This is a genomic window from Caulobacter sp. GW821-FHT09H08, from assembly GCF_059415885.1.
The window spans coordinates 678721-699953 of the sequence record NZ_JBWKOC010000001.1 but is presented as its reverse complement, the minus strand read 5'-3'; the positions used below and the strand labels follow the sequence as shown (position 1 = coordinate 699953).

Sequence of the window (21233 nt, the reverse complement as noted above, 5' to 3'; positions counted from 1 at the left end):
TACCCGCTCAAGGCTGCGCCTTTGTTGTGAAGAGCGCCGCCGGGGCGGCGAGTCGGTAGGGGGCGCCGATGTCGTTGACGCTGAGCCAAGTGCGTTCTTTCGCCTATGTCATTGGCGGTAACGACCTGCCATCTGACGCGGTCGCCGCACAGATCGGCGCCTCTTCGGCCGACCTGGTTATCCTCAGCGGCTACGCCTATGGCCAGCCGCTGAAACGGAGCCTGGCGGACCCGAACGGCAGCAAACTCATCCTTGGCTACCTGGATGTGGGCGAGGCAACCGCCTTCTGGGAGCCCGAACTGTTCCCCGGCGGCGCGCCCGTCTCGTGGCTGGGCAAGCAGATGCCCGGCTTTCCGGGCCTCTATTCAGTGCAATTCTGGAACCCCGCTTGGCGGCCGATCCTGTACGGCTTGATCGACAAGCTGATCGCCGCGGGCTGGGACGGCATCTTCCTGGACGTGCCCACGGGCGCGCAATGGGCGGCCAACAACATCCTTGGCAATCCGGTTTATGCCGACGCCACGCTGGAAATGTCCAAGCTGCTGGCCGACATCGCCAACTATGTGGAGTCCAAGACCCCGGGGCGGACCTTCTACCTGGTGCTTAACGGCGGCGCGGATGTGGTGAAGGCCTATCCGGAGTCCGTCGCCAAGATGGACGCGGCGCTGTGGGAGGTCCTCTATTACGGCCACGATCGGGAGGACTTCACCAGGCCCGGCGTCTACACAGGAACGGCCCAGGCCGAACTCGCCAAGACGATGGCGCCGGCCTATGCGGCAGCGGGCCTGCAGATGCTGGGGCTGGACTACGCACCGCTGAACGATCCTGCCGCGCTGCTGAAGATGTTCACCTTCTACAGCGCGCTGGGCTGGCTGCCGTCGGTGAACAACACGCTGCAGGACACGCGGGTGCTGGCCAGCGGCCCGATGATGTTCATGGCCAACGCCGCCAACCCCAGCGCCCAGGGCTCGAACACGCTCTACAGCTATGTCTCGGGCGGGGTGCAGGCCAACGTCATCCTAACGGCGGGGGCAGCCGGTGCGACAATGCTGGGCGGCCCCGGCCGCAACACCATCACGGGCAGTGAAGCCGCCGACCTGGTCTATGCCCATCCCGAACAGGCCGGCCTGAAGAACGTTCTGGAACTGAAGGTCCAAACCAGCTTCGCCGGCGTCTCTGGCAATCCGGTCCTGACCATCAAGCTAAACGGCCAGGTCGCCCAGACACTGTCCCTTCCCGCCGGGCTCATGGTCGTGCAGACCCTGCGGATCGAGACGAACGGCCCGATCACCGCTCTGCAGTTGGAGGCGACGGGTCTGCAGTTCGTCGACCAGACCCACCTCTCCAACGTCATCTTGCAGAGCGCGACCTGGCAGGGTGACAGCCTTACTCTCAGCAAGGCGACGGTCAGCGGGGGTGGCGTCCAGCTGTCGGACGGGGTGCTGCTGAACAACAACGGCGTGGCGACCTTCGGCGCGGCGACGCTGAATTTGCCCTCGCCTTTCCTGGCCGATACCTCGTCGATGATCGACGGACGCGGCGGCGTCGACACGGTCTACTATAGGCGCGCCTCCACCGACTACACGCTGAAGGCCAATGCCGACGGCTCGATCACCGTGACGGCGTTGAAGTCGGCCGAAGGCCCGGATTCCCTGGTCTCGATCGAAAAGGCGACTTTCACCGACAAGACCATCGCCCTGCCGTCCAGCGGGCTGATCCAGGCCTCGTTCAACATCCTGCGCGAGCAGCCGTACGAGGCGGCCATCGCCACCCGCATGGGCGAACTGGCCTCTGCGGTCGTCGCTGGCGCCATGAACCAGAGCCAAGCGGTCGCGGAACTGATCAAGCTGGCGGGCGCAACCACCTCGGTGGCGACCCTCGCCTACCAGTTCTTCACCGGGAAGATCCCCGGCGGCGGGGGTTATGACTACCTGGTCTCGCCGACCGGACCCAACGGAGCCAACCTCAACAGCGCCTACTACCAGAGCTTCAACCTGGAGAACCGCTACATCAATTTCGCGGTCAATCTCGGCAAGGTCGGCGAAGGCAGCGCCAAGTTCACCGCCGAGTATGGCGGCTTGACCCTGGCCGAGGCGACCAAGAAGGCTTACGCCGTGATCTTCGGCGCTGCGCCGACCGACGCCAAGGTCGCCGCCCTGCTGGCGGGCGGGCGGGATCTCTACTTCGACAGCTACGGCAAGGATGGACTGAACGGGATCGGCACCAAGGCCGCCATGGTCGGCTGGCTGCTGGCCGAGGCGGTGAAGGCCGATCTTGGCATGTACGCCAAGGCCAATGACGCCTTCCTGGCCGACCTGGCGGACGGCGCGGGCTACGCGATCGATCTGGTGGGGACCTACGGCAAGCCGGAGTACGTATTCGGCGGGTCCTAAGCCCTAAGCCGCCAGCTTCATCAGGCTGCCCGGCGGCATGTCGCGGCGGATCTGCTGGTCGAGGTCCTCGGTCATCTTGTCGAGGTCCTTCAGGCTCTCGTCGGCGTCCTTGACCTCGTCGGACTGCTCGAACTTGCCGGGCTGGGTGAGGATGCCCTTGGTCTTGGCGGTGGTCAGTTCGTCCTTCAGGGCGTTACCGATCGAACGGACGGACTTGATGAAGTCCATGTCGCTGGCGGCCTCCATCTTGGCCTCGTCCTCCAGCGTCTTGCGGGCGGCGGCCTGCTGGTCGGGCGTGAGCGAGGCGTCGGGCGCGGCGGCGAAGTCCGCCTTGAACATCTCGCCGCTTTCCTTGGCCGCCTTGCCGTAGTCCTTGACCGCGCCCTGCAGCTCCTTGGCCACCGAGGCCAGCGCCTTGGCCATGGCCTTGGGGTCGCCGGCATAGAGCTTCTTCAGCAGCTTCATCTTCTCCATGATGCGCTGCAGCTTCTCGCGCGCCCGGCCCTTGGCGTCGCCGATGGCGGTCTTGCGATTGGTCCGAAGGTCGCTCTTGAGGCGGTCCAGCGCCTCGGCCCCCGGGGTCTTGGCTTCTGGCGCCTTGGCTTCTAGCGTCTTGGCCGCCGCGGACTCGTCCTTCGACACCGCCGGGACCATGCCCATCGCCTTGCCGTATGCGGCCAGGACCATGGGTCCCGCCTGCCCCGCCGCCGTCACCATGGCTCACGCCCTCATCCGGCGGTTCTCCGCCTGCTCGGGCGCGAGCCTAGAACGGCAAGGTTAAGCTTATGCCTTCTTCACGAACTCGGTGCGCAGGACCAGGCCCTTGACCTTGTCGACATTGGCCTCGATCTCGTCGGGGTCGCCGGTCAGGCGGATCTTCTTGACGATCGTGCCGCGCTTCAGGGTCACGCCGCCCGAGCCCTTGACCTTGAGGTCCTTGATCAGGGTGACGGTGTCGCCGTCGGCCAGGATGTTGCCGTTGGAGTCGCGGGTTTCTTCGGACATGAGGCTTCTCTAGCGTTTGCGTCCAAGCGGGTGCTTGGTCTGGACGACGTGTTGCAAGTGCTCGCCGGCCACGTGGGTGTAGATCTGGGTCGTCGCAATGTCGGCGTGGCCGAGCAAGGTCTGGATGACCCTTAAGTCGGCGCCGCCTTCCAGCAGGTGGGTCGCGAAGGCGTGGCGCAGGACGTGCGGGCTGACCTTCTCGCGGTCGACCCGGGCGGCGATGGCGGCGTCTTCCAGCAGTTGCGACACGCGGCGAGCGGTCAGGCGACCAGTCGAACCGCGCGAGGGGAAAAGCCACGGGCTGTCTTTTGCGCCCTTGGGCAGGAACGCCGGCCGCTCAACGAGGTAGGCCTTCACCGCCGTCCGGGCCGCGTCGTTCAGGGGGGCCAGCCGTTCCTTGCCGCCCTTGCCCTTGACGATCAGATAGGCCGGGTCGCGGGCCAGGGCCGACAGCGGCAGGGCCAGCAGCTCGGAGATCCGCAAGCCTGAGGCGTAGATCAGTTCGATGATGCAGGTCAGGCGCAGGCCCTGGGCGCCGTCCTTCGCCGTGGCGGCGGCCAGCAGGCGCTCGATCTCCTCGCGCTCCAGCACCTTGGGCAGCGGGCGGCCGGCCTTGGGCGCGGCGACGCGGCGGGAGGGGTCGTCGCTCCGCCAGGTCTCGCCCAGCACGAAACGGTAGAACTGGCGCACGGCCGAGCGGCGGCGGGCGGCGGTGGCCGGCGACAGACCGCGCGCGCCGAGGTCCTGGAAATAGGCCTCGATCGTCTCGGCGTCGGCGTCGTCCAGGTCGTGACCCGAACGGCTCAGATAGGCGCGCGCGTCCTCCAGGTCCTTGCCGTAGGCGGTCAGGGTGTTGCGAGCGGCTGCGCGCTCGACGGCCATCATCTCGAGGAAGGCGTCGACCCAGCCCGCGCCCTTCGCACTCATTTCGTATAGGCGAGCGAGAGCAGGCCCTCGACGACGATGGCGCGGGCGTCGGCGGAGAGGCCGGCGCGGTTCAGGGCCTTGGCGATGCGGGCGCGGTCGACCGGCGCGGGACCGGTCGCGCCGAAGTCGGCGGCGATCGACAGGGCCAGCAGGCCAGCCTCGCCCTTGCGCTTGGCGGTCCCGGCGTCCTCCAGCAGTTGCAGGCGCACCGGCGAGGCGACCGGCTTGCCGGCGTCGAAGGTGTAGAACTGGCCCCGCGCGTCGGCGTCGAGGGTCCCGCCCAGACTGGACAGCAGGACGGCCGCGACCTGGACCGGCGAACGGGCGCCCGCCGAGGCGTTGATCGGGGCGCCGCGCGCGATGAGAGCGGCCAGCGCCGCGTTCTCGACCTTGCCGGAGGCCGCCGCGATCAAGGCGTCCAGGATCGCCAAGTCGACCGCCGTGGCGTTGGCGGCGGTCTCGCCCACGATGCGCGCCCGGATCGCCTGGGCGCTGGCGACGTCGCCCGAGGCCACGGCCGCGCGGGCCAGCAGCACCGGGTCCTGCAGCGGTCCGGCGGCATGGGCCAGGACGGCGATCGAAGCCGCCGAAGCGTGCGCAGCCTCGACGAAGGCCGGCAGGGTCTTGGCCTGGCGCAGGAAGGCCAGGTCCGAGGCTTCCTGCGCGGTCAGGTCCGCGCCGGAGGCGACGCCCGAGAGGTCGCCGCTCGGCTTGATCAGGGGCTTCAGGGCCGGCGAGGCCGAAGCGACGGCGGCGGCCGACTGGATGTCGAGATTCAGCCGCCGCGACAGGGCGTAGTTGATCCCGTTCTTCAAGTTGGCGGCGCCGGGCGGCGTCCCGGCCAGGGCCGCGCCCATCAGGCGACCGTAGTCGGTGTCCTTGGTGGCCTGCTGGGCCAGTTGGAAGGTCAGCTGGGCGGGATCGGCCTGGTCGGCCTTCAGCTGGCAGAAGGCCCGCAGCCGCAGCCAGTAGGGCGCGCCGCGATCCACCGTCAGGGCGTCCTGGATGCGGCAGGCCTTGTCGTCGTCGTCCGCGATCAGGGCCGCCTCGGCCGAGGCCAGCGACAGGGCCGAGCTGTCCGACGCGCCGGTCGCGCGGTCGAGGACGGCGTTGGCGGCCTTGGCCTCGCCCAGGGCGATCAGGGCCAGGGCCCGCTGGGCGCCCATCTCCGGATCGTCGCCGACCTTGGCCGGGCCGTTGGCGCCGGTCGACAGCAGGCGCCGCGCCAGGTCCGCGAAGGCCGGCGACAGCGCCTTGGCCCCGGCGATCCGAGGCAGGGCGTCGCGCATGATGTCGGGCGCGGTGTCCTTCCACAGGTCCGCCGGCAAACCGGTGTCGGCGACCGCGCTGGTAAAGTAGTCGGGGGCGGCCAGGCTCTTGACCTTCACATCCTCCTGGGCGGCGGCGCCTTGAGCAAGGAACGGGGCCGTCGCGCCGAGGGCGACAAGCAGGGCAAGGGCGTGCGGGAAACGGGGCGAGCGAAGCATGATCTGGTTATGACGCATGACGCGGGTCTCGCAAACTTGGCGGGCGCCCCTAGCGTCGTGTAAACCCGCGACCGCATCATGACCGAGCCCGACTCCATTCCCGACGCTACGTCCTCGCCCCCCATGGCTTCTCTGAAGGGCGACCTCGCCCCGCTGCGGGCGAAAACCATCGTGCTGGTGGGTCTGATGGGCGTGGGCAAGTCCAGCGTCGGACGGCGGCTGGCGGGCGTGCTGGACCTGCCGTTCCGCGACGCCGACAACGAGGTCGAGGCCGCCGCCGGCCGGTCGATCTCCGAGATCTTCGCCGAGCTGGGCGAGCCGGCCTTCCGCGACGGCGAGCGCCGGGTGATCGGCCGCCTGCTGGACGAGCCACCGCACGTGCTGGCCACCGGCGGCGGGGCCTTCGTCAATCCCGAGACCCGCGCCCTGATCAACGAGAAGGCCGTCTCGGTCTGGCTGAAGGCCGACATCGAGCTCCTGGCCCGCCGCGTCTCGCGCAAGGACAACCGCCCGCTGGTGCGCGGCAAGGACCCCGTGCAGGTGCTGACCCAGCTGGCCGAGGTGCGCTACCCGGCCTATGCCGAGGCGCAGGTGCACGTCCAGACCGGCGACACGCCGCACGGGGTGGCCGTCGAGGCCATCCTGGCGGCGTTGCGCGCCCAATACGCCGAGTAGGAGTCGCCATGATCCGCACCGTTTCCGTGGGCCTGGGCGATCGCGCCTATGACGTGGTCATCGGCCCGGGCCTGATCGACAAGGCCGGCGAACGGGTCGCTCCCGTGCTGGGCAAGCGCAAGCGCGTGGCCATCGTCACCGACGCCAATGTCGGCGAGCACCATGGCGAACGCCTGGCCGTCTCGCTGGAGCGGGCCGGCGTCGCCGTCGACGTCATCACCATCCCGCCCGGCGAGGAGAGCAAGAGCTTCGAGGGCCTGCAGGATCTCTCCGACCGCCTGCTGGCCCTGGGCCTGGAGCGCGGCGACCAGATCGTGGCCTTCGGCGGCGGCGTGGTCGGCGACCTCGCGGGCTTCGCGGCGGCGATCTACAAGCGCGGCATCGACTTCGTGCAGGTCCCGACGACGCTGCTGGCCCAGGTCGACAGCTCGGTCGGCGGCAAGACCGCCATCGACACTCCCCGCGGCAAGAACCTGATCGGCGCCTTCCACCAGCCGCGCCTCGTCCTGGCCGACCTCGACGTGCTGTGCACCCTGCCCGCCCGCGAGCTGGCTTGTGGATACGCCGAGATCATCAAGTACGGCCTGCTGGGCGACTTCGCCTTCTTCGAGTGGCTGGAGAAGAACGTCCACGCCGTGCTGGAGCGCGACGTCGACGCCTTGGTCCGCGCTGTCGGCCGCTCGGTCGAGATGAAGGCCGAGATCGTCGAGGAAGACGAGAAGGAAGCCGGCCGCCGCGCCCTGCTGAACCTCGGCCACACCTTCGGCCACGCCATCGAGGCCGAGATGGGCTTCGGCGATGCGTTGAAGCACGGCGAGGCGGTGGGCGTGGGCATGGCCCAGGCGTTCCGATTCTCGGCCAAGCAGGGCCTCTGCCCCAGCCAGGACGCCGTCCGCGCCGAGGCCGCCATCAAGGCCGCCGGCCTGCCGACCAAGCTTTCCGATGTGCGGCCCGAACCGTTCAACGCCGACGCCCTGGTCGCCCACTGCGGCCAGGACAAGAAGGCCGAAGGCGGCAAGCTGACCTTTGTTCTCGTGCGCGGCATCGGCGACGCGTTCGTGGCCAAGGACGTGGACCGGGAAGCGCTGAAGACGTTCCTGGTGGAAGAAGGCGCGGTCTAGGGGAAGTCTGAGGAACGGGACGCATGACCGACCGCATCGTCCTCTCCAGCGACCATGCCGGAATTGAACTCCGGCAGGCCATCGCCGCCCATGTCTCGGCGCTGGGCTGGACGGCCGTCGATATCGGGCCGACCACCTCGGAAAGCACGCACTACCCTCAGCACGGCGAGGCGGCGGCGCGGCTTGTCGCGTCTGGCGACTGTCGGTTCGGCATCGTCCTGTGCGGCAGCGGCCAGGGCATCATGATGGCGGCGAACAAGGTCAAGGGCGTCCGCTGCGGCGTCTGCGCCGACACCCGCTCGGCTCGCCTGATCCGCCAGCACAACGACGCCAACATGCTGTCGATCGGCGCGCGCATGGTCGACGAGGCCCTGGCGCTTGCCATCGTGGACTCGTTCCTGACCGCTCAGTTCGAAGGCGGCCGCCACGCGACGCGCGTGGACATGATCAAGGCGCTGGAGGCGTAGTCTCAGCAACTCCGGCGGGCGGCAGCTGACCTTGGGGATGGATCGCGTAAGGCGGTTTAGGCCGGCAAGAGGACGTCGATCGCGTCTTCTCTCGCCACGGCCAGCCGCCTGGCGACCGGATCCCAGGCGATCGGCGGCTCTGTCGTCACGTCCCCACTGACGCAGCCCGCCCAAGTCCCGCTGCGGATGTCGCGCCAGCGCTCGACGATCCGCCCGGTCGGGACATGGACCAGCTTGGGGTGGTCGAACAACGCCAGTACGTGATCATCGTCCACCGCCAGAAGCCGTCCCGTGGGCTCCGGGAACGTCGCCAGGCTGTCCCAGGACTGCGTAGCCGGCCTGTACACCCCGATCGTGCCTGGAGGCAGCTTAAGGTCCGGGTCGTCTTCTTCGTAGAACAGCTCGGCGTCAGGCGATGACGCCAGCACGACGCGATCCGCATCAAGGAAGGCCGCAAAGGCGATCTCGGCGCCACCGCTGACCTCACCATCGTCCCTGTCCAGACGCTTGGGCGCGCGCAGCACGTCGGCGACGCGATGAAAGCCAACGACATAAGCCGGATGCCAGCGCCACCCCGCGCTCATCAGCCAGGCGCCGCTCCCATCGATGGCCAGCCCCGAGTGGAAGACATCCGCCGCTTTTCCTTGTTTCCGAGCGGTAAGGCGCTCGCCCGTCTCGAGCAGCTCGATGTCCAACCGATTGTATCCGGTCGGGCAATGCGCCAGCGCCGCCCGGCCGTCGGGCAGGCGAAAGAGCGCGATCGGATAGTCGTAGGCGTGGGCCTGATAGAAGCTGCGGTCGATCTCGCGAAGGATCTCGCCGCCGCGCAGAACCAGACCCTTGGTCCCCCGGCGCTCATACAACACCGTGTAGTCGCCCAGGGTCGTCACGGCGTCGAAACGATAGGCGTAGCGGACACTGCCCGGCGCGACACCACCGTCGAGGTCGTAGATCTCGCCGAGCCGCAACCAATCGACCAACCGGTCGCGATCCCAGGCGAGTGACCGCGTCCCCGTGATCGGCAACTTCCGGTGTCGGAACGACGGCATCTATCCCCCAGCGTTGCGACCTTGATAGCCAAGGTTCAACCGGGAGGACAACTACCCCATCCGCTCCGCGACGACCTCCTCCAGCACCGCGAGGTCGATGTCCTTCGTCGACTTGAACTTGATGCAGTAGCCAGTGACCTTGGCCTTGCCGAGCCGCGCGCCGTAGGTGTCGGGAAGGTAGGTCTTGTCCGCCAGGCCCATGACGTAGACCGAGACGCCGGTCGTGTTGGCGCTGAGGCCGACGCGGTAGAATTCCTTGGTCTCGCCGCTGGCGTATCGGATCTCGTAGGCCCCGTATCCGATGTTCGGATTGGAGACGACCTTGCCGGTCTCGTCGCGGCCGTCGAGGAACCACAGCTTGCAGTCCGGCGCGATCGTCAGGACGCGCCGATGCAGGTCCAGCAGCTCCTCGCGCTTGGCCGGCGTCTGACCGGCGATGTAGCTGTCGATCTCGTCCTGCGTGGTCATATCGAACTCCCTTGCTCGCGATGTCACCACGCGCGCCGCGCGCTGAGAAGCGGTCTAGGATGCGGCCTCATCTCCCGGTCGCTGCATCGCGCGGCCGATGACGACGCCCTCGATGATTCGGCGCGCCAGGCCGATAGCGGGGTCCTGGACGCGGTGCTCCAGCGAGGTCAGCGCGTCGTCAAAAACGCCCTGGACCTCGGGACCATCGAGAAGCCCCTTGCGCTCCAGCGAATTGATCAGCGCCTTGACCAGCGCCAGTCCGGCGAAGGCCAGGGCCCGCTCTTCATCCTCGCGGCGGCTTTCTTCCATTTCGTCCTCCTTGTGCGTCGGCGCGATCGCCGACTCCCTAACGTCCTGTCGGCGGGCTAGAACGGATCATGCTCACCGCCCTGCTCGGCCTCGCGCCCGTCGTCATCGCCCTGCTGACCCTGTCGGCGATCTTCTCGGCCGCCGAGACGTCGATGACGGGGGCCAGCCGTGCGCGGATGCACCAGCTGGAGCGCGAGGGCGACGCGCCGGCGCGGCGGGTCAACAAGCTGCTGGCCGACCAGGAGACGATGATCGGGGCGGTGCTGCTGGGCAACAACCTGATCAACATCCTGGCCTCGGCCCTGACCACCCAGGTGCTGACCACCCTGATCCCCGGCCCGTGGGGCGTCGCTGTGGCCACGGCGGCCATGACCGTGCTGATCCTGGTCTTCGCCGAGGTGCTGCCCAAGACCGTGGCCATCGTCCGGTCCGACGACGTGGCCCGCACCCTGTCGGGGCCGACCCTGTTCATCGTCCGCCTGTTCGGCCCGGTCATCTACGCCATCCAGTGGATCGTCCGGCGCACCCTGCGGCTGTTCGGGGTCAAGCTGGACATGGCCGTCGACGTGCTGGCCGCCCACGAGGAGATCCGCGGCGCGGTCGACTATCACCATTCCGAAGGCCTGGTCGAAGCCGGCGACCGGCGGATGCTGGGCGGGGTGCTGGACCTCTCGGACATGGATGTCTCCGAGATCATGGTCCACCGCAAGTCGATGGTGCTGCTGGACGCCGATCTGCCGGCCCGCGAACTGGTCGACGAGGTGCTGGAGGCCCAGCACACCCGCATCCCGATCTATCGCGACGAGCCCGACAACATCGTCGGGGTGCTGCACGCCCGCGACCTGCTCAAGGCCCTGGCCGAGTGCCCGACCGGCGTCGAGGGCCTGGATATCGCCGCCATCCTGCGCGAGCCGTGGTTCATCCCCGACACCACCAACCTGAAGGACCAGCTCAACGCCTTCCTCAAGCGCAAGAGCCACTTCGCCCTCGTGGTCGACGAGTATGGCGCCTTGCAGGGCCTGGTGACGCTGGAGGACATCCTGGAAGAGATCGTAGGCGAGATCGACGACGAGCACGACACCGCCGTGGACGGCGTGCGGCGGCAGGCGGACGGCTCGGTCAATGTCGACGGCCACGTCACGGTGCGCGACCTGAATCGCGCCATGGACTGGCGACTGCCGGAAGGCGACGCCGTCACCATCGCCGGCCTGGTCATCCACGAAGCCCAGATGATTCCGGAGCCGGGCCAGACCTTCATCTTCCACCGGCACCGCTTCCAGGTCTTCCGCCGACAGCGCAACCAGATCACCGCCCTGCGGATCAGCGCCCGTCTGGACGACGACAACGAACTCTGAACACTTCCAAAGCCAAGCTTTGTGGAACCGGATCCCGAGAGGCGCGTTCAACGCCCTTGCGGACCAGGGGCGGTCCGGTGAGGGGGGCGTATTGGCCAGGTTGGCTGAAACCATCGTTCGGGACGGCGGCGACATCGATCTCGACGCGCGCCTGGCCAAACTGGAGGCCGCTCTCGCCGACGAAATCCGCAAGTCCGAAGCCCTGTCCCGCGTCACCGAGGCGGTCGCCTCCGGCAACGACATCGACGAGGTCGTGCAGGCGGCGATCGAGGGCGCGCGGGAGCTGACCGGCGCGGCGTTCGGAGCCTTTTTCTACAACGTGGTCGACGCGGCGGGGGAGTCCTACACCCTCTACCGTCTGGCCGGCGCGCCGCCGGAGGCGTTCGCGAGCTTCCCGATGCCGCGCAAGACGGCGATCTTCGCCCCCACATTCGACGGCGAGGGGCCGGTGCGCTCGGACGACATCACCCAGGACCCGCGCTACGGCCACAACGCGCCGCGTAAGGGCATGCCCGAGGGCCACCTGCCCGTCCGCAGCTACCTGGCCATTCCCGTCGCCACCCGCGAAGGCGTCGTGCTGGGCGGCCTGTTCTTCGGCCATCCCGAGCCCGCCCGCTTTTCGCCGCGCGACGAGAGCCTGCTGATCGGCTTGGGCGCCCAGGTCGCCGTCACCCTCAACTCGGTCGCCAGCAACGCCGCCGCCCTCGATGAGCTGGGCCAGCGCCGCCGCACCGAGGAGCGCCTGAAGTTCGCCCTCGATTCCGGCCGCATGGGCTCGTGGGACCTGGACGTGGCGACCAAGGCCTATGAGGCCTCGGACCTGTGCAAGGCCAATTACGGCCGCCGCCCCGACGAGACCTTCACCTTCGGCGACCTGATCGCCACCATCCACCCCGAGGACCGCCCGCGCATCCTGGCGGCGATCGAGAGCGCCATCCGCGACGGCGCCGAATACGACGTCGAGTACCGCGTGGTGCACCCCAGCGGCGAGCTGCGCTGGCTGCACGCCCGCGGTCGCGCCGCCCAGACCGCCGACGACGGCGGCGTGCGCCGCCTGGCTGGTGTCTCGCTGGACATCACCGAGCGCAAGCGCGCCGAGGAGCGCCAGAAGCTGCTGGTCAACGAGCTGAACCACCGGGTCAAGAACAGCCTGGCGACGGTGCAGTCGATCGCCGCCCAGACCCTGCGCTCCAGCGCCTCGCCCGAGTTCTTCCGCGAGGCGTTCGAGACGCGGCTGATCGCCCTCTCACACACCCACGACCTCCTCACCCGCGAGAGCTGGGAAGGCGCCAGCCTGCGCGAGGTCTTCGACGTCGAGCTGCACGCCATGGCCGGCGAGGATCGCGTCAGCTTCGGCTACGCCACGGACGTGCGCCTCAATCCCAAGGCGGCGGTCGCCCTGGGCATGGGCATCCACGAACTGGCCACCAACGCCTCCAAGTACGGCGCCCTGTCGACGCCGGATGGCCGGGTGCGGGTCGACTGGACCATCGACCACGATATCCTGCGCCTGATCTGGACCGAACGCGGCGGTCCGCCCGTGACGCCGCCCGCCCGCCGGGGCTTCGGCGCAAGACTGTTGGAACGCGGCCTCGCGGCCGAGCTATCCGGCGGGGTCGAGCTGACCTATGATGCTCCAGGCCTCGTCTGCCAAATGGCGTTGCCCCTGCGCGCGCTGGAGCCCTGACACATGAAGACACTGTCGTCCCTGAAGGTCCTGGTCGTCGAAGACGAGGCGCTGGTCTCGATGCTGGTCGAGGACATGCTGACGGACCTTGGCTGCACGATCGTGGGCCCCGCCGCGGAAATCGAGGAGGCGCTTCGCCTGGCGACCTCCGCCGACATCGACGCCGCCCTGCTGGACGTCAATCTCGGCGGCCGCCCGATCTTCCCGGTCGCCGACACCTTGAAGGCGCGCGGCGTGCCCTTCGCCTTCGCCAGCGGCTATGGCGAGGCGGGACTCACCGAGGACCACAAGGGCGCCGCCGTGCTGCAGAAGCCCTTCCGCGAAGCCGACCTGAAGCGGGTTCTCGAGGGTCTGGTCAGCCAGACCGCCTAGGGGCTGACCAATTCGCGAGCGTCCGCCGCCCGGGTTTTGATCACCCGGCGTAGGCGCTCGGCCCGGCGACGCAAAAAATGGGCTACCGGTTTTGGGGCTTTTTCGGCCTTTTTTCGCTCTTGGGGCGATATCGGACCGCTAACACCGGTTTCCAAAAGGCATGACTTGCCCCTCCAGACCCTTAGTTACCTAGGCGACCAAGGGGCAACGCGACAAGATTTTTCCAATTTTGACGTTTGCGCACCGAAATCGTGACTTTTCGGTAACGGACGGCCATCAACGCGACCCAATTCGGCCATGATCGCTTCTAGCGCCGCCGAAAGGCTTTAACGTTCCCCATTGAGGAATGGCCCTCTTTGCTCCCGCGCGCGGCTGGCGTGTCGGGTGCTCGTACTTTTGAGGACAACTAAAACATGGCGTTGAAAACCAAGGTTCTCCTGGCGACTACGATGCTGGGAAGCCTCGCGGCTTTCGCTCCGACCGTCACGCTGGCGCAGACCGCGCCCGCCGCCGCTCAGGATGCGACGTCCGTTGAGGAAGTGGTGGTCACTGGCTCGCGTATCCGTCGCGACCCGACCAACTCCCCGACCCCGCTGATCCAAGTCAGCCGCGACGACGTCGTGTCGACCGGTCAAGCCAGCGTCATCGACGTTCTGGCCGACATCCCCGCCCTGTCGGGTTCGCTGGTGCCGGAAGACACCACCGGTTCGGGCCTGAACGACGGCGGTCTGTCGCTGCTGAACCTGCGCGACCTGGGCACCTCGCGGACGCTGACGCTGGTCGACGGTCGTCGTCACGTCGGTTCGAACGGCGGCGGCCTGTCGGTCGACGTCGACACCATCCCGCGCCTGCTGATCCAGAACGTCGAAGTCATCACCGGTTCGAACTCGGCCCTCTACGGCGCCGACGCCGTGTCGGGCGTGGTCAACTTCGTGCTGCGCAAGGACTTCGAAGGCGTCGAGATCGACGGCACCGCCGCTCAGATCAACCAAGACGGCCAGCTGAACAAGCGCATCTCGGCCCTGGTCGGCCACAACTTCTTCGACGGTCGTCTGAACGTCTACGCTTCGGCCGAATACGAAAAGAACGACGAAGTCCTCGACAGCCAGGTCGACTGGCGCAAGAAGGCCTGGGTGCTGCTGAACAACGACACCGACGTGTCGAACAGCCAGCCCGACGGCGTGATGGACAACATCCTGATCCACGACGCCCGCACCCTGTCGATCGGTCCGGTCGGCGGCATCACCGTCCTGGCCAACTCGCTGCGTCCGTCGGCCAACCCGGGCGACCCGGATATCCCGTTCCAGAGCTGTACGACGTCGGTCGCTCCGATGAGCCCGAACTGCTTCGCGATCGAACCGGGCAACTCGTTCATCTTCGACCAGGCCGGCAACGCTCGTAACCCGTCGTTCGGCACCTTCCGCGACGAAAACGGCTTCCAGCGCGTCACCAACATCGGCGGCGACGGCCTGAACCCGAACACGGACTTCAGCCAGGCGAGCCGCCTGCCGCGTTCGAAGAACTACCGCTTCCAGGGCGGCCTGAACTTCAACATCACCGAAGACCTGCAGTTCTTCGGCGAAGCGAAGTACGTCAAGGAATCGACCTTCGACGGCAGCCAGCAGACCTTCTTCGACATCGGCATCCTGCCGGTGGCCGCTGGCGTGAACCCGGTTTGGTTCTCGAACAGCTCGTTCAACATCGGTCTGGACAACGCCTACCTGCCGGCGAACGTGCGTAGCGCCATCCTGGCCAACACCCGTACGCCGATCACCGCGTACGACGCCACGACCGGCAACATCACGACGACCGCGACCGTCGCCGACGTCCGCGCCCGTCACAGCCTGTTCGGTCCGGCCCGCACTCAGCTGAACGAAAAGGAACTGAGCCGCTACGTGGCCGGTTTCCGTGGCAGCAAGGACGACGTGGGCTTCATCCACAACCTGTCGTACGAGCTGGGCTATACCTACGGCGAGCTGAAGAACACGAACTTCGAGCGCGGCGTTGACGCCCCCCGCTACAAGTTCGCCGCCGACGCCGTGGTCGACACCGCCGGTATCGTCAACGGCAAGCCGGGCGAAATCGTCTGCCGCGTGAAGATCCTGGACAAGCAAGGCGTCACCATCAAGGACGACGCCCGCTCGATCCGCGACGCCAAGACGGTCAACTACGTCAAGGGCACCAAGGCCTACGAAGAAATCACCAACTGCCAGCCGTTCCGCGTGTTCGGCCCGGGTGGTCTGAACAAGGCCGCCGCCGACTACCTGCTGGCCGAGATCAACCTGCACGAAAAGAACGTCCAACAGGACGCCCTGGGCTTCGTCTCGGGCGAGCTGTGGGACTTCTGGGGCGCGGGTCGCATCGGCCTGGCCGTCGGCGCCGAATGGCGTCGTGAAGAGACCCAGGCCATCGGCCGCTCGGCTTCGACCGGCGACCGCATCCTGTTCATGAACACCGGTCCCGACTTCCAACCGGCCTCGTACGAGACCAAGGAATACTTCGGCGAATTCCGTCTGCCGCTGCTGCGTGACGTTCCGCTCGCCAAGAGCCTGGAAATCGGCGCCGCATTCCGCAGCTCGGACTACTCGACGATCGGCAAGACCGAGACCTATAACTTCAACGCGATCTGGCGTCCGATCCAGGACATCACGTTCCGGGCGACCTCGGGTAAGTCGGTGCGCGCGCCGACCCTGTCGGAAACCTACCGTCCGCCGACGCAGACCTTCGCTCAGATCACCGATCCTTGCGACGCGACGGTTCTGAAGAACCTGACCGACGCCAAGATCAAGGCGAACCGTGAGAAGAACTGCGCCGCCCTGGGCATCCCGGCCGGCACGAACATCATCTACTCGAGCACGCCGTCGGGTAAGAACGCGGGTAACCCGTTCCTGAAGCCTGAAAAGTCGTTCTCGGTCACCGCGTCGATGATCGTCACGCCGCGCTTCTGGCCGAAGGCGACCTTCGTGGTCGACTACTTCGACATCGACATCAAGGACGTGATCGCCTCGGTGACGGCTCAAACGGCCGCCAACCAGTGCGTGAACGGCGAAGCCCTGAACACCTCGATCTGCCAGACGCTGACCCGCGTCGGCGGCGCGCCGGTGAACACGACGCCGGCGTACGGCATCATCGACTTCATCCAAGGCGCGGTGAACTACGCTCGTACGACCAACCGCGGCATCGACTACCAGTTCCTGTACCACACCGATGTCCAAGACATCATCGGCAAGGACTGGGGTCGCCTGAACTACCGTCTGTCGGGCAACTACCTGTTCGAACAGCATGACTTCGTGAACATCGCCATCCCGAGCGAGCACATCGACAACGAAACCGGCCTGGGCCTGCCCCGCGTCCGCTTCTCGTCGAAGCTCACCTGGGAAGTGAACGAAAAGCTCTCGATCGCCTGGGATGCCGACTGGCAGTCCTCGCAGTGGCTGAGCAACGGTACGCGTCCGTACGACGTCGACGATATCAAGGCCGACCCGGACAACCGCGACCCGCGCTACTACCGCACGCGTCCGTTCACGCAGCACGACTTCACCGTGAAGTACGCGCCGCGTGAGGACCTGGTGGTCCGCGCCGGTGTGGTCAACGCCTTCGACCGCGAGCCGGATCGTTGGCTGGGCAACACCACGCAAGACAACTTCGACCTCTTCGGTCGTCGCTTCTTCGTGGGCTTCAACTACAAGATGTAAGCCGCGACCTTCGGGTCAAGGCTGGGAAGGGGCGGTCTTCGGACCGCCCCTTTTTCTTTGGGCGAAGGGCTGGGCGCGAACGGTTGAAACGAAAAACGCCGCCGCTGGGGCCCAGCGGCGGCGTCTTCGTGTCCGGTCGGAGATCGGGCTCAGTCCAGGTCGCGCGGTCCGAACGAGTGCGGCAGCAGGCTCCAGAAGGCGATCCGCTCGGTCGTCGCCCCGCCCTGCACCGAGACGATCTCGCAGGTCTGGCCGGCGAACTCGGCGATGCGCTGACGGCAGGCCCCGCAGGGCTGGACCACGGCGTCGGAGCCGGCGGCGATCAGCACCTTGTCGATGACCCGCGAGCCGCCGGCCGTGATCATCGCCCCGATGGCGGTCTGCTCGGCGCAGGTGCCGACGGGATAGGCCGCGTTCTCGACATTGACGCCGTAGTGGACCCGGCCCTCGTCGTCGATCACCGCGGCCGCCACCGTGAACTTCGAATAGCGGGCGTAGGAACGCGACAGCAGTCCGGGCAGGGCGCGCGCGGCGTCCTGCTCGAGCGAATCGCCTTGGCCAGGTTTCGGGGTGGTCGTGACGTCGGCGCTCATGCGGGTTCCAGCCCTCCGGCAGGATCGCGCCGGGGAGAGAGGCAATCAGCCGCAGCCGTTTCGCGCAAGCGAAAAAGTAAGCGTCGCCTTACTCCTCGCCGGGCGCCTTGGCGACGATCGAAAGCGCGTGAACAGGGCCCGCCAACTCCTCGGCGAGGGCCTGCATCACCAGGCGCTGGCGCATCACCCGGGCCTTGCCCGCAAAGGCCTGCGCCTCGATCCTGAGGTTGAAGTGGCTCTCCCCCGCCCCCGTGTGGCCGGCATGGCCATGGTGGCGGTCGCTGTCGTCGACCAGTTCCAGCCGCGAGGGCGAAAAAGCGTCGTTCAGCTTGCGGCGAATGGTGTCGGCGACGTCGCCCATGTGCGTCTCTTGCTTGTCAATCCTTGAACGGAAATAGCGCGGGCTTACTCTAGACGCCATGAACCGGCCGTTCGAGTACCGACCAAAATTCACGGACATCCGGGTCCGTCCGCCCAAGAAGGGCGAAGACGACCCGGTAAACGACGTCCTGGGCCTCAAGCCCGGCGAGAAGCGCTGTGACCATCCCGAATGTCGCCTGGCTGGCAGCGCCAAGGCGCCGAAGTCGCGCGACCTGCCCAACCAGCACTACTGGTTCTGTCAGCAGCACGCGGCCGAGTACAACAAGAACTGGAACTTCTACGCCGGCATGAACGAATCGCAGATTCGCGCCGAGCAGGAGACTGAGCGGATGACCGGCGGTCGTCCGACCTGGAGCTTCAAGGCCGACGCCAATTCACGCGAGGCCGTGACCCAGGCCGCCCGCGACGCCCGCCACTTCGCCGACCCGTTCGGCGTCTTCCGCGCCCAGCAACGCCGGGCCGAGGCCGAACGCGACGCCGCCGAGCGCCGCCTGGGCAAGCTGGAGCGCCAGGCCCTGGCCGATCTCGACCTGGACGCCATGGCCGACGGTCCGGCGATCAAGGCGCGCTACAAGGAACTGCTGAAACGCTGCCACCCCGACGCCAACGGCGGCGACCGCAGCGCCGAGCACAAGCTGCAGCGGGTCATCAAGGCCTACAAGCAGCTGCAGAAGTCGGGGATGGTCTAGCGGCCAGCCCCTCCGGAGACAGGCCATGACCATCGAGAACGAAGACCAGCTCGAGAAGCTGCGCACCGTCGGCAACCTGGTGGCCCGCACCCTGGCCGCCATGGGCGCCGCGCTGGAGCCCGGCATGACCACCAAGGAGCTGGACGACTTTGGCCGCGCCCTGCTGGAGAAGGAAGGCGCGCGCTCGGCCCCCGAGACGACCTACAACTTCCCGGGCGCGACCTGCATCTCGGTCGGCCCCGACTGCGCCCACGGCATCCCCGGCGACACGATCGTCAAGGCCGGCGACCTGATCAATATCGACGTCTCGGCCGAGCTGGACGGCTATTTCGGCGACACCGGCGCCAGCTTCGCCGTTCCGCCGATCACCAAGCGGGTCGAGCGGCTGTGCCGCGACGGCCGCCGCGCCATGTGGGCCGGCATCCGCTCGGTGAAGCCGGGCGGTCGCCTGAACGAGGTCGGCCGCTCCATCGAGACCTTCGCCCAGAAGAACGGCTACAGCCTGATCCGCAACCTCGCCAGCCACGGCGTCGGCCGCTCGCTGCACGACGACCCGCGCGAGATCCCGACCTGGTACGAACCGCGCGACCGCCGGACCATCCCGGAAGGCCTGGTCTTCACCATCGAGCCGTTCCTGTCGCTCGGCGCGGACTGGGTCGAGGAATTGGACGACGGCTGGACCCTGCGCCCGCCCCAGGGCCAGGCCACGGTGCAGTACGAGCATACGCTGGTGGCGACCCGCAACGGCCCGCTGGTGCTGACCCTGGTCTAGGACGGCGGGGCCGCTAGCCGCCGAAGATGAAGTCCCGCGAGTAGTAGCCCAGGGCCGGGTCCAGGATGTTGATCGCAAACGGCGCCGAGCCGTCGGCCAGATCGGTCAGCCACGCGGCGTTCGTCCGCGCCATCACGCCCACGTCGGCCTTCTCGGCCTCGGCCAACAGCCAGCCGACCATGGCCGCCTTGGTCCCGAGGCCGCTGAGCCCGTCCTTGCCGTAGCTCTCGAAATAGACGTCCCGGCCGCCCGCCAGCAGGGCGGTGACCTTGGCGTCCGACGGGGTCGCTCCGAAAATCTCGGCGTAGGCCTTCCTGGTGGCGTCGAACAGGCTGAGCGTTCCGTACATGGCCTGGAACGCGTCCTTCCCCTCGCCGACCTTGCCCAGATTGACCGCGAAATTGATGTAGCGGTTCTCGACGTTGAAGCTCTGATAGTAGGCGCTGTTGAGGTTGTTGGCGTTGGGGCCCGTCGGCGAGACCAGATAGTCGATGCCCGCCTGGCCCGGGATCTTCCCGGTGAAGAACAGGTAGCTCAGGGTCGCGACCGACGTGGTCTGGTCGGCGGCGGCGATCACCGCCTTCAGCGCCTCGATCGGGTTGATCTGGCCGCCGTCCAGCTTCTCGCCGATCGACTTCAGCACCACCTTGCTGAGCGACTCGGGCGCGCGCAGCAGGACGCCACCGAGATAGGACATCGCGCCGCTGGTGAGCGGCAGTACAGCGGTGGGACTACCGGCGAGGAGCAGGGTCGTGCCGCCGATCAGCATCAGCTCCACGTTCTTGACCTGATCGACCCCGCCATACTTGGCGCCCGAGAGGCCGCCGTCGTCGGAGATCGCCCAACCTTCAGCGGTCTTGGTCAGCTTGAAGGTGCTGCTGAAGTTCGAATACTGGACGATGTCGAAGCCGTCGCGGCCATCTATGACATCGTTGCCGCCGCCGCCGTAGAAGACGTTGTCGTTCGCATCGCCCAGCAGGGTGTCGGCCCCGTTCGAGCCCACGACCCCTTCGATCGACACGAAATTGATGGCGACGCCGCTGGTGACGACCTGGGCCCCCTTGAGCGCCAGATCGACCGTGACCGCGCCGGCCCAGCTCAGCGTGACCCGGTCGAAGCCGGCGCCGCCGTCCATGAGGTCCAGGCCCCAGCCGCTCTCGAAGACGTCGTCGCCGTCGCCTCCGTACATCAGGTCGTCGCCGGGCCCGCCGTCCAGATGGTCGTTGCCGGCGCCGCCATAGAGCTCGTTGTCGCCCACGGACCGGAACGAGAGCGGATCGCGCGCGCCGCTGCTGTCGATCAGCTCGTCGTCGCCGTCCCCGCCCCGCAGAACGTCGGAGCCCTTGTCGCCAATCAGGTAGTCGTTCCCGCCGCGCCCTTCGAGGAGGTCATCGCCCTCGTCGCCGCGAAGCAAGTTGGCCCCGTCGTCGCCGCGAAGCTCGTCATCGTACCGCGAACCGTAGAGGTTCTCGATCGCGGTGAGCAGGACCAGGCCCGGACCGATGTCCTGGTAACCCCGCAGCGCCAGGTCAACGCGCAAGCCGGCGCCGTACAGGGAGAAGACGACGCCGTCGTTCCCCTCGCCGCCGTCGATGTCGTCGTTGCCGCCGTTCGGGTAGATCATGTCGTTGCCCGCGTAGCCGCGGATGGTGTCGGAGCCCTCCGTGCCGCGCAGCAGGTCGGAACCGTTCGTGCCCTGGATGAGGTCGCCCGCCGAGGCTCTGGCGGGATTAGAAATGTCTACAGGCACACGTCCTCGCAAAGAGATCGGAGGGTTGGAGGGAGCGC

At 67.5% G+C, this 21233-nt stretch carries 20 protein-coding genes; 10 read left to right on the top strand and 10 right to left on the bottom strand.

The genetic code is table 11. From position 1 onward, the window contains the following. Positions 1-68: 68 nt before the first annotated feature. Complete coding sequence (locus tag AC07NN_RS03350; protein WP_494637712.1) at positions 69-2393, top strand: endo alpha-1,4 polygalactosaminidase; 2325 nt, start codon at positions 69-71, stop codon at positions 2391-2393. 3 nt (positions 2394-2396) lie between these two features. Here the strand turns inward: AC07NN_RS03350 and AC07NN_RS03345 are convergent, their stop codons facing one another. From AC07NN_RS03345 to AC07NN_RS03330, 4 genes are all read right to left on the bottom strand, one after another. Next, complete coding sequence (locus AC07NN_RS03345) at positions 2397-3080, bottom strand: hypothetical protein (RefSeq protein ID WP_494637711.1); 684 nt, start codon at positions 3078-3080, stop codon at positions 2397-2399. A 96-nt stretch (positions 3081-3176) separates the two neighbouring features. Continuing rightward, positions 3177-3398 (bottom strand): alkylphosphonate utilization protein, encoded by a 222-nt coding sequence (locus AC07NN_RS03340; protein ID WP_494637710.1) that lies wholly within the window; start codon positions 3396-3398, stop codon positions 3177-3179. Positions 3399-3407: 9 nt separating this feature from the next. Then, complete coding sequence (locus AC07NN_RS03335) at positions 3408-4325, bottom strand: site-specific tyrosine recombinase XerD (RefSeq protein WP_494637709.1); 918 nt, start codon at positions 4323-4325, stop codon at positions 3408-3410. Continuing rightward, on the bottom strand, positions 4322-5830 hold the full coding sequence (locus AC07NN_RS03330; RefSeq protein WP_494637708.1) for a hypothetical protein: 1509 nt from the start codon (positions 5828-5830) through the stop codon (positions 4322-4324). Before AC07NN_RS03330 ends, AC07NN_RS03335 begins: the two co-directional genes overlap by 4 nt. Before the next feature lie 60 nt (positions 5831-5890). Between AC07NN_RS03330 and AC07NN_RS03325 the strand changes: the two genes are divergently transcribed. Genes AC07NN_RS03325 through rpiB form a run of 3 tightly spaced genes read left to right on the top strand, consistent with a single transcriptional unit; the run spans position 5891 to position 8075 of the window. Further along, complete coding sequence (locus AC07NN_RS03325; protein WP_494637707.1) at positions 5891-6487, top strand: shikimate kinase; 597 nt, start codon at positions 5891-5893, stop codon at positions 6485-6487. Positions 6488-6495: 8 nt separating this feature from the next. After that, positions 6496-7608, top strand: a complete 1113-nt coding sequence (gene aroB / locus AC07NN_RS03320; protein WP_494637706.1) for a 3-dehydroquinate synthase — start codon at positions 6496-6498, stop codon at positions 7606-7608. Positions 7609-7631: 23 nt separating this feature from the next. Further along, positions 7632-8075 (top strand): ribose 5-phosphate isomerase B, encoded by a 444-nt coding sequence (gene rpiB / locus AC07NN_RS03315; RefSeq protein ID WP_494637705.1) that lies wholly within the window; start codon positions 7632-7634, stop codon positions 8073-8075. 56 nt (positions 8076-8131) lie between these two features. On the opposite strand, the gene AC07NN_RS03310 is transcribed toward rpiB, so the two are convergent. The 3 genes from AC07NN_RS03310 to AC07NN_RS03300 are packed head-to-tail and all read right to left on the bottom strand — an operon-like array spanning position 8132 to position 9901. After that, entirely contained in the window at positions 8132-9124 is a 993-nt protein-coding gene (locus AC07NN_RS03310; RefSeq protein WP_494637704.1) for a hypothetical protein, read from the bottom strand. A 51-nt stretch (positions 9125-9175) separates the two neighbouring features. Then, the gene (locus tag AC07NN_RS03305; protein ID WP_494637703.1) at positions 9176-9592 is read right to left on the bottom strand and encodes a DUF1801 domain-containing protein; all 417 of its coding nucleotides are present in this window, start codon (positions 9590-9592) and stop codon (positions 9176-9178) included. A 54-nt stretch (positions 9593-9646) separates the two neighbouring features. Then, positions 9647-9901: a hypothetical protein gene (locus AC07NN_RS03300; RefSeq protein WP_494637702.1), complete on the bottom strand. Its 255-nt coding sequence runs from the start codon at positions 9899-9901 to the stop codon at positions 9647-9649. 68 nt (positions 9902-9969) lie between these two features. Between AC07NN_RS03300 and AC07NN_RS03295 the strand changes: the two genes are divergently transcribed. The 4 genes from AC07NN_RS03295 to AC07NN_RS03280 all read left to right on the top strand — a co-directional run bounded on the left by AC07NN_RS03295 (position 9970) and on the right by AC07NN_RS03280 (position 17010). Next, positions 9970-11256: an HlyC/CorC family transporter gene (locus AC07NN_RS03295; protein WP_494637701.1), complete on the top strand. Its 1287-nt coding sequence runs from the start codon at positions 9970-9972 to the stop codon at positions 11254-11256. 91 nt (positions 11257-11347) lie between these two features. Beyond that, on the top strand, positions 11348-12943 hold the full coding sequence (locus AC07NN_RS03290; RefSeq protein ID WP_494637700.1) for a sensor histidine kinase: 1596 nt from the start codon (positions 11348-11350) through the stop codon (positions 12941-12943). Positions 12944-12946: 3 nt separating this feature from the next. Next, positions 12947-13315 carry a response regulator gene (locus AC07NN_RS03285; protein ID WP_494637699.1) on the top strand — a complete coding sequence of 123 codons (369 nt, stop codon included), beginning with the start codon at positions 12947-12949 and terminating at the stop codon, positions 13313-13315. Positions 13316-13728: 413 nt separating this feature from the next. Beyond that, a complete protein-coding gene (locus AC07NN_RS03280) occupies positions 13729-17010 on the top strand; it encodes a TonB-dependent receptor domain-containing protein (protein WP_494637698.1) in 3282 nt (1093 codons plus the stop codon). Positions 17011-17159: 149 nt separating this feature from the next. Here AC07NN_RS03280 and cdd read toward each other — a convergent pair whose 3' ends face one another. Together cdd and AC07NN_RS03270 are read right to left on the bottom strand one after the other, a co-directional pair. Beyond that, entirely contained in the window at positions 17160-17603 is a 444-nt protein-coding gene (gene cdd, locus AC07NN_RS03275) for a cytidine deaminase (protein WP_494637697.1), read from the bottom strand. 88 nt (positions 17604-17691) lie between these two features. Continuing rightward, on the bottom strand, positions 17692-17964 hold the full coding sequence (locus AC07NN_RS03270) for a BolA family protein (RefSeq protein WP_494637696.1): 273 nt from the start codon (positions 17962-17964) through the stop codon (positions 17692-17694). Positions 17965-18022: 58 nt separating this feature from the next. Here AC07NN_RS03270 and AC07NN_RS03265 point away from each other — a divergent pair, with 58 nt between their 5' ends. Continuing rightward, positions 18023-18673, top strand: a complete 651-nt coding sequence (locus AC07NN_RS03265) for a J domain-containing protein (RefSeq protein ID WP_494637695.1) — start codon at positions 18023-18025, stop codon at positions 18671-18673. Positions 18674-18698: 25 nt separating this feature from the next. Continuing rightward, entirely contained in the window at positions 18699-19445 is a 747-nt protein-coding gene (map, locus tag AC07NN_RS03260) for a type I methionyl aminopeptidase (protein WP_494637694.1), read from the top strand. Between the two features lie 13 nt (positions 19446-19458). On the opposite strand, the gene AC07NN_RS03255 is transcribed toward map, so the two are convergent. Further along, complete coding sequence (locus AC07NN_RS03255) at positions 19459-21195, bottom strand: hypothetical protein (protein ID WP_494637693.1); 1737 nt, start codon at positions 21193-21195, stop codon at positions 19459-19461. Positions 21196-21233 lie beyond the last annotated feature (38 nt).

What these genes read in the sequence shown, in the direction of transcription:
- AC07NN_RS03350 (WP_494637712.1), top strand. Translation starts at nt 69, where the DNA reads ATGTCGTTGACGCTGAGCCAAGTGCGTTCTTTCGCCTATGTCATTGGC.
- AC07NN_RS03345 (WP_494637711.1), bottom strand. Translation starts at nt 3,080, where the DNA reads ATGGTCCTGGCCGCATACGGCAAGGCGATGGGCATGGTCCCGGCGGTG.
- AC07NN_RS03340 (WP_494637710.1), bottom strand. Translation starts at nt 3,398, where the DNA reads ATGTCCGAAGAAACCCGCGACTCCAACGGCAACATCCTGGCCGACGGC.
- AC07NN_RS03335 (WP_494637709.1), bottom strand. Translation starts at nt 4,325, where the DNA reads ATGAGTGCGAAGGGCGCGGGCTGGGTCGACGCCTTCCTCGAGATGATG.
- AC07NN_RS03330 (WP_494637708.1), bottom strand. Translation starts at nt 5,830, where the DNA reads ATGCGTCATAACCAGATCATGCTTCGCTCGCCCCGTTTCCCGCACGCC.
- AC07NN_RS03325 (WP_494637707.1), top strand. Translation starts at nt 5,891, where the DNA reads ATGACCGAGCCCGACTCCATTCCCGACGCTACGTCCTCGCCCCCCATG.
- aroB (WP_494637706.1), top strand. Translation starts at nt 6,496, where the DNA reads ATGATCCGCACCGTTTCCGTGGGCCTGGGCGATCGCGCCTATGACGTG.
- rpiB (WP_494637705.1), top strand. Translation starts at nt 7,632, where the DNA reads ATGACCGACCGCATCGTCCTCTCCAGCGACCATGCCGGAATTGAACTC.
- AC07NN_RS03310 (WP_494637704.1), bottom strand. Translation starts at nt 9,124, where the DNA reads ATGCCGTCGTTCCGACACCGGAAGTTGCCGATCACGGGGACGCGGTCA.
- AC07NN_RS03305 (WP_494637703.1), bottom strand. Translation starts at nt 9,592, where the DNA reads ATGACCACGCAGGACGAGATCGACAGCTACATCGCCGGTCAGACGCCG.
- AC07NN_RS03300 (WP_494637702.1), bottom strand. Translation starts at nt 9,901, where the DNA reads ATGGAAGAAAGCCGCCGCGAGGATGAAGAGCGGGCCCTGGCCTTCGCC.
- AC07NN_RS03295 (WP_494637701.1), top strand. Translation starts at nt 9,970, where the DNA reads ATGCTCACCGCCCTGCTCGGCCTCGCGCCCGTCGTCATCGCCCTGCTG.
- AC07NN_RS03285 (WP_494637699.1), top strand. Translation starts at nt 12,947, where the DNA reads ATGAAGACACTGTCGTCCCTGAAGGTCCTGGTCGTCGAAGACGAGGCG.
- AC07NN_RS03280 (WP_494637698.1), top strand. Translation starts at nt 13,729, where the DNA reads ATGGCGTTGAAAACCAAGGTTCTCCTGGCGACTACGATGCTGGGAAGC.
- cdd (WP_494637697.1), bottom strand. Translation starts at nt 17,603, where the DNA reads ATGAGCGCCGACGTCACGACCACCCCGAAACCTGGCCAAGGCGATTCG.
- AC07NN_RS03270 (WP_494637696.1), bottom strand. Translation starts at nt 17,964, where the DNA reads ATGGGCGACGTCGCCGACACCATTCGCCGCAAGCTGAACGACGCTTTT.
- AC07NN_RS03265 (WP_494637695.1), top strand. Translation starts at nt 18,023, where the DNA reads ATGAACCGGCCGTTCGAGTACCGACCAAAATTCACGGACATCCGGGTC.
- map (WP_494637694.1), top strand. Translation starts at nt 18,699, where the DNA reads ATGACCATCGAGAACGAAGACCAGCTCGAGAAGCTGCGCACCGTCGGC.